Here is a 12,043-nt window from a genome sequence, read left to right on the forward strand (position 1 = left end):
TTGCGTCAAATCATTGAATGAGGCGAGGATCGTGGCAAATTTCAATTGGTTGCGTGGCACAGTTGCCTGCATCGTGCTCGGATCAAGTTGTCTGACGGGGTGTACCAAGCCGCAAAGCGGTTCGGAAACACCGATATCGACCGAAGGCAGCTCGAAACTCGCAACGCAAGTCGATTCGAAAGCCGCATCCACGGCCGAAGCGAAAGATGTCACGGCAGCCAAAGCTCGGATCGCCGCCCTGGGATCGCGATCGAAGTACGCCCCAAAAGACGGAAATCTGCTGACGGAAATCGTCATTCAAGATGGATCAAATCTGCAATCAGAAGACCTTGTCCTGTTCGGCAAGCTCAGCGACCTTAAGAAGCTCCAAATCTTCAACTGTCGTACCTTGAATGACGAGATGGTTGCCCAATTGAGTGGCTTGAAGGGCCTGACAAGCCTGGCCCTGACGAACTCGGTGATCAATGATTCGGGCGTTGAGACGATCGTAAAGTCGTTCCCGGAGTTGACGGAACTGGATCTGTCCTCAAACACGAACATGACAAACGGCGTGGTCAAGATCATTAGCAATCTTGGCAAGCTGCAACGACTGACGTTGGTTCAAAACCAGATCAACGATATCGGTGCTCAGCGACTTTCGAAGTTGCAAGAGCTTCGTTCGCTTGACCTGCGTGGCAACATGGAGGCGGGCGATATGACATTGGAAGTGGTCGCCGGACTGCCTCATCTTCAGTCATTCAAGCATCGAAGCACTGCCGTCAACGATTCGGGACTTGAGTATCTCAGTCAGGGGCAGGCATTGGAGTCACTGCTTCTGCAGGATTTCGTAATCACCGATCAATCCGGCCCGCATCTGGCAAAACTCAGCAAGCTGTCGCAACTCGAAATCTTCCGCTGCCAGGGATTCGGGTCCGACGGGGTGCTGGCCCTCAAGGGAATGGGGCTCATCCGGTTGACGCTACGCGACTTGCCCAATGTTGACGACCGCGCCATGGAGGTCTTCGACGATCTGCCCCAACTACGCAGGCTCTATCTCCACGAACTAACGTCCGTGGGTGACGCGGGCTTAAAGCATCTCGCAGGCCTCAAGTCGCTGGAGTTGCTGGATATCTGGACCGTGCCTCAGATGACGGATGAGACAGTTGATGTGATTAGCCAGTTACCCAACTTGAAGGATCTGTCAATCAGAGTCACGGGAGTCACTGACAGCGCGATTGACAAGCTTCTCACCATGAAAAGTCTTCAATCTTTGACCTTCAAGGAAAATGGCTCAATCACCGCTGAAGGACTCAAAAAATTGTCCGCACGGAAGTGGTCAAAGTTGGATCTTGGAACGTCCAATCAATCCGATGGGAACGACGCCGCAGCACAGTAGTTTGGTAGGTTGCGGGACTTCGCATTTCCCGGATTGACGGTGTTTGATTTGGACGCCCCATTGAATCGGGTTAGGGCCAAAGTCCGGCTCTGTTGGCTGCGATGAAAAGAGTCGCCATCGTCACTGATGCCTTCTTGGCGGGTCGTGATCACGACGGCAAAATCGCTACAGCGACTACAGATTGCCCTTCTTGCACAAGTTTCTTGGGCGGAAGTCTTTGAATGTTGGACAGCGCGTCCATTCGCCGCCAAATATGTGCAAAGCTGTGGCGAGTGTCGTAGTTGCCTGCGGCCACGGCGCTCTGTTGCGGGCTTGCGCACAACGCGCATCACAACACTTTTGAAGATTTCCATCAATATAAATAGCGGAGTTCCGTCATGAAAAAACATTTGATTTCTTGCGGTTTGGTCGCGGCCATGAGTTTTGCGTCCGCCGCAGGTGCTGGCGAGCGACTCCAAAAATGTGATTCGGTACCTGCACAAATTCAAGCGAGGTGCTGCCAAGGAGCCTTGTTGCCGTATCACGTTGCACTGAAGCGTGCGGACGACGCGACGATTGCAGAAGCAGCGCTCGCCCGAGTCACACAAGAACGGAACGACCTGCAGGCCGAATTGGCCAAGGTCCAAGCAGAGCTGAAAGCCTCTGTCGCAGAACGAGATCAGGCTCGCCAGGAAGCCGCCGCGTCGGCCAAAGACGCAAAAGATCAACTGGCTCAGGCGACTGCAGCAAAGCAGGCCGCCGAAGCTGCCGCCAAGGCGAAAGTTGAAGCCGAATCTGCTGCAACCAACGCCAAAGCGGAATTGGCAACGGCTGTTGACGATCTGACGAAGCGAGTGAATGCGGCTCAAGCGGACGCGAAAAAGGCGGCTGAAGAGGCCAAAAAAGCGAGCGATGAATCCAAGAAGGCCACTGAAGAAAAAGAGAAAGTGGCCGCGGACCTCAAGTCAGCAAACGATGAACTCGCTCAGTTGAAGGAGAAGCTGGCGGCGGCTCTCAACAAGAAGGACGAGAAGATCGACGAAAAAAAGGACGAGTAGTTCACCGTTCAACGACATCGGTGTGCCAGAATCGCATCGATCGCGGCCCACCTTCCCAAGACGAGTTGTTTAGGACAGGCTACGATTCACGGTCTACAATCGAGCCCCAATGTCCGCTCCCGTACAGGAACGGATATTGGGGCTCGATCACGTGTGTGCCATTAATTCTTGTCGTGCGAAGAAGTTATCGAAGCATCGCGTCTATCCATCCAGGGAAGAGCCGATGAGATAGCAGACATGTCTAGCCGGCTCGGCAATCCGTCCACCGACGAGTCGCTCAACGGATTTGGCGCCAGATCGAGGCTCACTTCCAATCCCGTCATGCACCTGCGTGGAACGATAAATCTTTCTGTGTCCAAGACGCCACCAACCCTGCAGCCGTCGCGACAGAACGATCGTATCCAACAGAATAGAACATTGGAAATGGTTGGTGTCGGGTCGACGTGCATTGCATCAATTGGTGTCAATCAAAGACTGTCGATTCACTTCTTCGCATGCGCGAATGCGGACATTTGCTGCCAATGAAACGTGAGTTCGACATCGATCATACTGCGTTGGTCCTCGCCCCCGATGGCGGCAAAACGATGCCGCGCGAAAATTCTCTTGCCAATTCGACACCACGTTAGTTGAAGAGGCACTGCGAGAAACTGAATAAACCTGATTTAAATTGCCTGCTGGGGTATTCTGATTGACGGCGGGAGGGCATTGCGGCTCGATCGCGCACCACAACATTGGTTTGCCCCGAAGAACAGGCCCTCTTCAGGCAATCAACCATCGCGCCGGTTTCCGATCGCTTGATGACCCTCGACAAGGAACAACGGATGTCCAGATCGACCACCGAAGTAAAGCGAAATGCACAGTCAGACGGAAAGCTGTTGGCAACGGGACCACTGACTACGGACGAACTGAGCCGAATGGACGCCTATTGGCGTGCGTTAAACTATTTGGCCGTCGGCCAGATCTACCTGATGGACAACCCGCTGCTTCGCGAACCCCTCAGACGAGAGCACATCAAGCCACGGTTACTGGGCCATTGGGGAACCTGTCCGGGGTTGAACATGCTTTGTGTTCATCTCAACCGAGTTATTAAGAACGACGACCTGAATATGATCTACATCATCGGTCCCGGACACGGTGGTCCGTCACTGGTGGCGCATGCGTATCTGGAAGGCACCTATTCCAAGGTATATCCCAACATCAGCCAAGATGCGGATGGAATGAAAAAGCTGTTCAAGCAGTTCAGCTTCCCAGGCGGAATTCCAAGCCACGTTGCGCCCGAAACACCCGGTAGTATTCACGAAGGCGGCGAGCTTGGATATGCGCTCAGCCACGCGTATGGCGCTGCGTTTGACAATCCGGACTTGATTGTCGCCTGCATCATCGGCGATGGCGAAGCAGAAACCGGACCACTGGCCACTGGCTGGCATGGCAATAAGTTTCTGAACCCGGCTCGAGACGGATGTGTCCTCCCAATCCTTCACTTGAACGGCTACAAGATCGCCAATCCGTGCTTTCTGGCTCGCATCCCCAAGGAGGAGTTGCAGAAGTTTTTCGAGGGAATGGGTTACAAGCCGTACTTCGTCGAGGGATCCGATCCTGCCGACGTCCATCAGCAACTGTCGGGCGTTCTCGACACGGTTGTCGCGGAGATCAAACAAATCTGGACAGACGCACGTGCAACTGGAGCTGTCGTCAAGCGTCCGGCGTGGCCGATGATCGTCTTGCGGACCCCAAAAGGCTGGACATGCCCCGCTGAAATCGATGGAAAGAAGTGCGAAGGGTACTGGCGCAGCCATCAGGTCCCGATGGGCGACATGGACAAGCCCGAGCATATCCGGATTCTCGAACAATGGATGAAGACGTATCGACCTGAGGAACTGTTCGACGCGCAGGGCTGTCTCCGTTCGGAGTTGGCAGAACTCGCCCCGAAAGGGCATCGTCGAATGAGCGACAATCCCCACGCCAACGGCGGATTGTTGATGCAGGATCTGAAGATGCCGGACTTTCGTGATTATGCGGTCGATGTACCGAGCCCGGGGGCCACGACCGTGGAGTCGGCTCGTGAGATGGGCAAGTTCTTGCGCGACGTCATGAAGCTTAACCTCGACAGCAAGAACTTCAGGTTGTTCAGTCCAGATGAAAACAACTCAAACCGCTGGCAAGACGTGCTGGAGGTCACCAATCGCTGTTACATGGCCGAGATCTATCCGGAGGATGATCATCTTTCGCCTGACGGTCGAGTCATGGAAGTCCTGAGCGAGCACCAGTGCCAAGGTTGGCTCGAAGCCTATCTTCTAACAGGCCGACATGGATTCTTTTCTTGCTACGAAGCGTTTATCCACATCATCGACTCGATGTTTAATCAGCACGCAAAATGGCTAAAGACCTGCAATCACATCCCCTGGCGACGACCGATCGCATCCCTCAATTATTTTCTCAGCTCACATGTCTGGCGACAGGATCACAATGGCTTAAGTCACCAGGATCCGGGTTTCATCGACCACGTCGTCAACAAGAAGGCAGAGGTGGTCCGCGTTTATCTGCCACCCGATGCCAACTGTCTCCTGTCGGTAACCGATCACTGTTTACGCAGTCGCAACTATGTCAACGTCGTCGTTGCGGGCAAGCAACCAGCACCGCAGTGGCTGACGATGGATCAAGCGATCAAGCACTGCAACGCGGGGCTTGGCATCTGGGAGTGGGCATCGAACGACAAAGGGTGCGAACCTGATGTGGTTATGGCCTGCTGCGGCGACGTTCCGACGCTCGAGACACTGGCCGCGGTGGAATTGATTCATCAACACCTATCGGAGCTGAAAGTTCGCGTCGTCAATGTCGTCAACCTGATGAGGTTACAACCTCAGAGTGAGCATCCGCACGGGATTTCAGACCGTGACTTTGATGCACTTTTTACGAAAGACAAACCGATCATCTTTGCGTTCCACGGCTATCCGTCGCTCATTCATCGGCTGACGTACCGTCGGACCAATCATAAGAATCTGCATGTCCGCGGATACAAAGAAGAAGGTACGACGACAACTCCATTTGACATGGTCGTCATGAACGATCTCGATCGATTTCATTTGGTTGAGGACGTCATTGACCGCTTGCCTCAACTAGGTGCCCGAGCGGCCTATTTCAAACAGGCCGTCCACGAGAAGCTTGTCGAACACAAGGAATACATTGACGAGCATGGTGATGACCTGCCGTCCATCAGTGGATGGAAGTGGGGGGCGAAAGGGCCGACCAATCCGAGACGTACTTCTACCGCAGGCGATAACGTCTGAGTGAGATTGAACGTGAACCGGTCTACGGCCGAGGGGCTGATGATGCATGGGTTGCTGTTCAGTGCAAGTTCGAACGGCAGATATGAGACTTGTGGAACGATTCCAGGAACGAGAAAACGTGACGCCACTATTCGATAAGTCATCGGGCCTTGTGGGTTGGTTCGACGGAGCGAATTTGTTCGATGCCAATATCAGTTGGGTGGCATTCGTTGCTGATGGTCACTTCTTCTCGTCCGTGACACTGAGCTGGCTTGGTCGGCTAAACAAAGGGAGCGCCCTCGACCATCACGGGAAACCAGTTGCCTGGCTGGCTGGTACAATTCCGACCGGGCTTCTCGGCGACTATCGCCCGATGCCACCAATTATGCCGGTCCCGCCATCTCGCCCGCTAACACCCGCGACGCCGTTTAAGCCGTCCTCACAATTCATTCCCAATGTTGGGTGGTCCGAGTTGACGTGGCCAGAGTGGTTACGACAACGATGACTGCGCGGCGAGCTACTTTCGCCTTCATGGGATCTTGCCACGAATTAGTCGCCAGCAGCCGATGCCAACGTGGAAAATCCGTCCTCCATCTCTTTCTGCGACGGACGCACCACTTGACCGATGACTCGGCCCTCGCGCATGAATACCAACGTCGGCCAAAGCTTGACCTGGAATGATCGCCCCAAACGTTGTCCGGGGCCGTCTTCAATTTTGAGATGCTGGATCTGAGGATACTGCGTCAGCAGACTCGCCATTTTTGACTGAATGGTTTGGCAATGCGGGCACCAACTGGTGCCGAACTCAACCACAGTCGCTCCGCCTCGCTGATCCAATTCCTCCCTGGTTAATTCTGACATTTCCCGTCCTTATCAAATGATCGCGAACGCAGCAACTTCGATGGCGGCGGTCCTGAAAGCGCGGTGGACATTTCTCGTTGACGTTCCCATTTTTGGCCATACCGATGGTGAGCCAAGGTGCACGACAGATCGTTGTCGTGCGCCTTGGTATGGTCACCGTTCACAAGCCGAGGACCGGCTCATTTTCCCGTGGCAAAGGGAAGAGTTGCTCTGGTCGATGCACTGCAAATTCGAATGAATCCGGGAAATTGTGGCTGTCGCCTTCTCTTCAGGCTGTGAACTGTTGCCATGGTTTGAAGCCTAGCAAATGAATCACAGCGCTATGTATTTTCTTGGTCATACGCAACGGAAATCGACTGCAATTGTTTGCCAATCTCGACTGCGGTTGGACGTTGCTCAGGCTCGTGTGCCAACATTATCGCGCATAACGAGCCTAATTCTGGTGGCATTTCGCTCGAAAGTCGGGCTGGTAAACCTGGGTCTTGAATTGCCTTCAATAGCTTAGTGAGATCCGTTTGCTTAAGGGCGCGTTGACCGGTAGTCAATTCATATAAAATCAGACCGAAGGCGTAGATATCGTTCGCTGGTGCCACCGCCCGATCGGACCATCGCTCTGGAGCCATGTACGCGGGTGTACCGCTGATTCCGCCGCCTTCATCATTTTCGCTGACGATCTCTTTCGGCATCCGCACGGTTTCGTCGAGCGGACCGATCGGGTGATCTGTGAACGAAGGCACAGAGCCTGAAGTGGTCTGCTGGCTCACTGCAATCAGCAAGGACTCACGTTTGCGAGCCAGTCCAAAATCGAGAATGCGGGCCATGGAATCTTCCCCCACATGAATATTGTCTGGCTTCAAGTCGCCGTGCACAATCTGCTTCGCGTGAGCAGCCACCAGCCCCGCGGCGATCCCTTCGGCAATGCGCAGTCGGACGACCAACGGAGATGGCTTTTTGAGAAATTCTGCCAGGCTCTGCCCATGCAGCAGTTCCATCGCGATGACAAGAAGCCCATCAATCTCATCCACTGCGTAGATCGTGCAGATGTTCGGGTGCATCAGAGGTGCCGCCGCGCGGGCCTCGCCCAGAATGTCCTGGCGAGACTGCCGCGTCTGCCGTTTAAAGACCTTCAGAGCGACCGACCGCTCGAGTCGTGAGTCCCAGGCAGCAAACACATGGCCGAAGGCCCCGTCGCCGCGACTTTCGATCAAGCGATATTGCCCCAAGACCCTGCCTGGTTTGAGCGCGTTCTCGAGATCAAGGTTTCCGTCAGCACGAGTCCAACTGGCAGGGCACAGCCCTCCGCTTTGCAAGGCGTCAAGCACACGCAAAGTTTCATCAACACTGCGGCCAACGGACAGATTGTGAACGACGCTGTACTGCACAACTCCATCTGGATCGATGATAAACGTACCGCGATGCGAGACCCCTTCCGCCTGTGACCAAACGCCATACTCGCGAGCGACGACGCCATCGGAATCGGATGCCAGGGGGAACTCGAGCGAGCCGAGACCTCCATCAGCAGGTGCGGTTCGAAGCCATTCGACATGAGATTCAATCGGATCAACGCTTAATGCCAGCAATTGACAGTTTCGTTGCTGAAAATCGTGCGATCGACTGCTGAAGCTGGTGAGTTCCGTCGGACAGACGAACGAGAAATTGCGGGGGTAGAAAATGAGAAGTAACCACGATCCGCGATAGTCCGACAATGAGAGCGTTTCCACCGGCAACAACGGATTTTTGACGCCGGGAAGCGTAAAGTCGGGGGCCCATGACGAAATCAAGTTGCTGATGGCCATTCAGAGTGTCCTGCGAGATTCGAAACGAGCGTCTCAAGATCGTATCGAACGCGGCAGTCCTATGTCCTTCCAGAAACTCGAAACGCCCTCGACTGTGTGGGCACACACAGTCGTACAGCAGCTCGTTGAACCGATCGGTCGCTGCAATTCGCGTTCTTTGACAGCGATGTATCCCGATCTAAATGAAAAAAACTGAAATCTCGCACAGGAGTGATGGTGTCGACGACTTTTTACTGCGCTTTTTTAGCGCAATAAGCCGATGTAAAAAGCACTGCCTATCTCAATCTGCACCGTTTCTCACGTTTCAAACCCAACTCGCCAACCAGAGCAGCCCAAGATGAATTCAAACGGGAATTTCACCGTCTGGATCGGCGGAAAGTGCTTTTCTATTTCCTTCGTGGAAGTTGAGCAGATCCGCTCCCATTCAGACTCTAACCTCAATTGCTTTTCCGACTTAGCCATCGCGGCGATGATTGCGGAAAGTCAATTTGACGACTGTCAACGAACGTCACAGATTCCATTTGTGAACGTTCTCAATCGCCATGAGATACAACTGCTCGCCGAAGTCCGTCAGTCGATCAAAGCCGCCGGGTAGCATCAGCTCTGCTTCACGTTAATTTTATGCCAACCGTTGAACTGGTAGCCTTTGTAGTTCCAAGGGCACTTTTCGGGCTGAACCTCTCCACTAGAATCCGTCGCACGCACGAGCAGGCTTGATGTTGTGGCGGTGACGGGGACATCGGCTGTCCAGAGAACCCAGCAGAAGTCTCGGACCGGGGACGTCACTTTTGCCGCTTTCCATGTCATTCCGCCATCGGCAGAGACATCGATTTGCTGCACCTTGCGTCCTTTGGTTCCATTGGTCAGCGCAAAGCCTTTCACGTTCAAAGAATGACCGGCCACCGTCGCACCTGCCGCAGGCACACAAATCGCCGAATTCAACATGAACTCATAAATCGGCGTTGTCTTCGCGATCAGTTCGGCGTTCTCTTCAGGGACGACTTTGTAAACGTCGGCCACGAAGTGATTCGGTGAAGGGCGGTCAGCCACTGTGATCCTGTTCAACCACTTCACGCTACGAGCTCCGATGAAACCCGGAACAATTGTTCGCAAGGGGAATCCGTGATCGGGTGTAAGTGGCTTGCCATTCATACGTGTTGCAAGCAGACTCGCACCGGTTAACGATTCGTCCAGAGCCTTCTCAAGTGGGATCGAGCCACCGAAGGGAAACTTATTGTCCTTCTCGGTAACCTCGTCCTGTCCCTCGAACCAGACATGACGGGCCCCCGATTTGATGCCTGCCAGCTTCAACACGTCGACCAGACGAACGCCTTGCCATTCTGCGTTTCCGATGGCCCCTGCGTCCCATTGGACTCCACCGACTTTCTTAATCGCTGCGAATTCTGCGCGGCGGTTTCCCGCACAGGTAATCGTCGCCGTCGTCGTGGCGGCGGGGAATCGTTCGAGGAGCTCCGCCAGCCTGAAGGTTAATGACCGCTCGACAAGCCCGTCGACTGTCAACGTGAGTTCTTTCGCGTCGAGCGACGGAACCGTTCCGTGACTGCGAACAAAGAACGAATTAACCGGTGTGATCCAGTTCTCAATCAACTTTGGCAGTGGTGGTTCGGCATTGAATGGAGTGATCTGGCGAGTGATCAGGTCCGCTACAGCTGGCGGCGCTTGCTGTGATCGGGCTGTGCGAGTCCCGATCGTCAGTGCCAGAATACCGATTGAGCCCTGACCGATAAACCTGCGGCGAGAAAGTTGACGGGACAACATGGGGTGATCCTCAAATGGGGCGAGCAACCGTTTTCCGATCGTGTAACGGATTCTCTCTGGTTGTGAAAGGCCTTGCAACGTTGATGCACGGCTCAAGATCCTTCAAAGGCTTATTGTCCGATGCAAAAAATGTGATTCCTAGACCGGATGTAAATCCGCCCGTCGGCGATCGCGACGGTGTTGATCACGCTTTCGCCCATGTCGTTGATCGCCAGTGGCTCTTGAAAGTCGTCACCTGCTGCGAATACGACGACCTTACCGTTCTCGGCCGGAATATAAATCTTGCCATCGCCATACACCGGGGCGCCCAAATACGTGCTGGTATTGTTGAATCGCTTACGCACGAAAAGTGGCTTGCCCTGCTCCGTTTCAAAGGCACTCAGAAACCCATTGGATTTGACGAGGATCATTCGTCCGTCCGCAACGAGCGGTGACACCAGATGATCGACGGCCTTTGTCTTGTGTTTCCACAGGGTGTGCGATCGCGAGACATCTCCCACTCCGCCGCCCCGCACCGCCTGAATGGAGGCTTCTGTCTGCGATTCGGAATCGAATTTCTTCCAGTCAGTTTCGTTACCACCGCGGTTCTGCACTTCGCTGGCAAGCAATCCGCCTTTGTTGGATGGGTCAAGGAACGCTTCGTCAATTTCGTCCCCTTCCAGAACTCCGTCGTTGTTCTTGTCTCCACGTGCGAACTTCGCCCAGAATGCGTCGGGGATGCCGTAGTCTTTGTCCTTACGGCTGTTGATGATCTCTTCACGAGTGATCTTGCCATCACCGTTTTCGTCTGCAGTCGCACGCCATTGATACGAGATCCCAAAACTTTCCACTGAGAGATAGACGATTCCATCTTTCGTTTGCGGAGTTGTCTTGATATTGCGGCAGAAGATTTCGGCCGCCCACTTGCGCTGCCCATTGGCGATGTCATAACCGATGAGTTTTCCCGTTCCCGCGACGACCAGCTCCGGTCCGTTGGGAGTCTCACAGACGATCGGATGCGAATAACTCACAGCGAAATCGGTGCGTTGATCGCGCCAAAGAATTTCGCCGGTCTTCTTGTCGAGGCAGTAGAGGGTCGGCGTCAGATCGTCGTCCTGGCAGAAAAACAAGCAGTCATTGTAGAGCACCGGAGACATACCGGGGCCCCAATCAAATACGAAGAATGGCTCGGGAACTTTCTGCTGCCAGACTTGCTCACCGGACCTGACATCCAGAGCGACCAGGCCGATTCTCGTGAAATAGATATAGACGCGTTCGTGGTCTGCTGCAGGCGTCGCCGAGGCATAGCTATTCGTGTGGTGAATCGTCGGAAGTCGCTTCTCGCCCGCGGAGTATTGTTTCTGCCACAAGTTGTCACCCGTCGCCGAATCGTAGCAAAACACGTAAAACTGAGTTGGAAGCTCGGATGTCTCGCCGTTCGCAGGATCATTCTTCGGTTCTTGACCTGGTAGATATCGCATTGAAGTGACAAACAGTTTGCCGCCGACGATGGTAGCCGCACCGATTCCATCACCAATCTCTGCCGACCATTTCACGTTGTCGCTGTGCGAAAATGTCGTGGGCAGTTTTTGGGCCGCACGATAGATCCCGGTGCAGTTTACTCCTCGCCATTGTGGCCAATCCTCGCCCAGCGAGTGCGCCGACAAGTAACAAGTCGAACTGACAACGATGAAGGCGGAGACGATTCGGAAGCACGCGGCCATCTGAGAGTATCCTGTGGTAGTCGAGAAGGGTGCGGCAATTGATTGGTCTGCGTCAATCGGTGTATCCTGTCCCGAGGCAAGTTCCACGATCACAGATCCGGCTCGTTGAAATCAAGCGTACAGGCTCACCAGCACCGCATCGGTTCACTCAAATCAGGGGAACAGACACCATGTTCTTCAAGAAGCCATCGCGTTTTTTGAATCCGTGCAGCGTTGGTCCTCGTCT

General features: G+C 54.2%; 8 protein-coding genes. 4 read left to right on the plus strand and 4 right to left on the minus strand.

Annotation, left to right across the window (positions count from 1 at the left end; translation table 11 throughout):
• Positions 1–31: 31 nt before the first annotated feature.
• The 4 genes from OSO_RS0119075 to OSO_RS0119100 all read left to right on the plus strand — a co-directional run bounded on the left by OSO_RS0119075 (position 32) and on the right by OSO_RS0119100 (position 6,183).
• Positions 32–1,375 (plus strand): leucine-rich repeat domain-containing protein, encoded by a 1,344-nt coding sequence (locus OSO_RS0119075; RefSeq protein WP_010584786.1) that lies wholly within the window; start codon positions 32–34, stop codon positions 1,373–1,375.
• Positions 1,376–1,752: 377 nt separating this feature from the next.
• A complete protein-coding gene (locus OSO_RS44185) occupies positions 1,753–2,412 on the plus strand; it encodes a hypothetical protein (RefSeq protein WP_010584787.1) in 660 nt (219 codons plus the stop codon).
• 821 nt (positions 2,413–3,233) lie between these two features.
• A complete protein-coding gene (locus OSO_RS44195) occupies positions 3,234–5,699 on the plus strand; it encodes a phosphoketolase family protein (protein WP_010584789.1) in 2,466 nt (821 codons plus the stop codon).
• A 118-nt stretch (positions 5,700–5,817) separates the two neighbouring features.
• Positions 5,818–6,183: a 4-fold beta flower protein gene (locus OSO_RS0119100; protein ID WP_040592854.1), complete on the plus strand. Its 366-nt coding sequence runs from the start codon at positions 5,818–5,820 to the stop codon at positions 6,181–6,183.
• Between the two features lie 44 nt (positions 6,184–6,227).
• On the opposite strand, the gene OSO_RS0119105 is transcribed toward OSO_RS0119100, so the two are convergent.
• The 4 genes from OSO_RS0119105 to OSO_RS44205 all read right to left on the minus strand — a co-directional run bounded on the left by OSO_RS0119105 (position 6,228) and on the right by OSO_RS44205 (position 11,817).
• Positions 6,228–6,539 carry a thioredoxin family protein gene (locus OSO_RS0119105; protein WP_010584791.1) on the minus strand — a complete coding sequence of 104 codons (312 nt, stop codon included), beginning with the start codon at positions 6,537–6,539 and terminating at the stop codon, positions 6,228–6,230.
• 320 nt (positions 6,540–6,859) lie between these two features.
• A complete protein-coding gene (locus tag OSO_RS49470) occupies positions 6,860–8,335 on the minus strand; it encodes a protein kinase domain-containing protein (RefSeq protein WP_010584792.1) in 1,476 nt (491 codons plus the stop codon).
• A gap of 597 nt (positions 8,336–8,932) precedes the next feature.
• Positions 8,933–10,114 carry a molybdopterin-dependent oxidoreductase gene (locus OSO_RS0119130; protein WP_010584795.1) on the minus strand — a complete coding sequence of 394 codons (1,182 nt, stop codon included), beginning with the start codon at positions 10,112–10,114 and terminating at the stop codon, positions 8,933–8,935.
• Positions 10,115–10,224: 110 nt separating this feature from the next.
• Positions 10,225–11,817 carry a BamB-related PQQ repeat family beta-propellar protein gene (locus OSO_RS44205; protein ID WP_040592857.1) on the minus strand — a complete coding sequence of 531 codons (1,593 nt, stop codon included), beginning with the start codon at positions 11,815–11,817 and terminating at the stop codon, positions 10,225–10,227.
• Positions 11,818–12,043 lie beyond the last annotated feature (226 nt).

It is taken from the genome of Schlesneria paludicola DSM 18645 (assembly GCF_000255655.1).
Classification (GTDB): Bacteria; Planctomycetota; Planctomycetia; order Planctomycetales; family Planctomycetaceae; genus Schlesneria; species Schlesneria paludicola.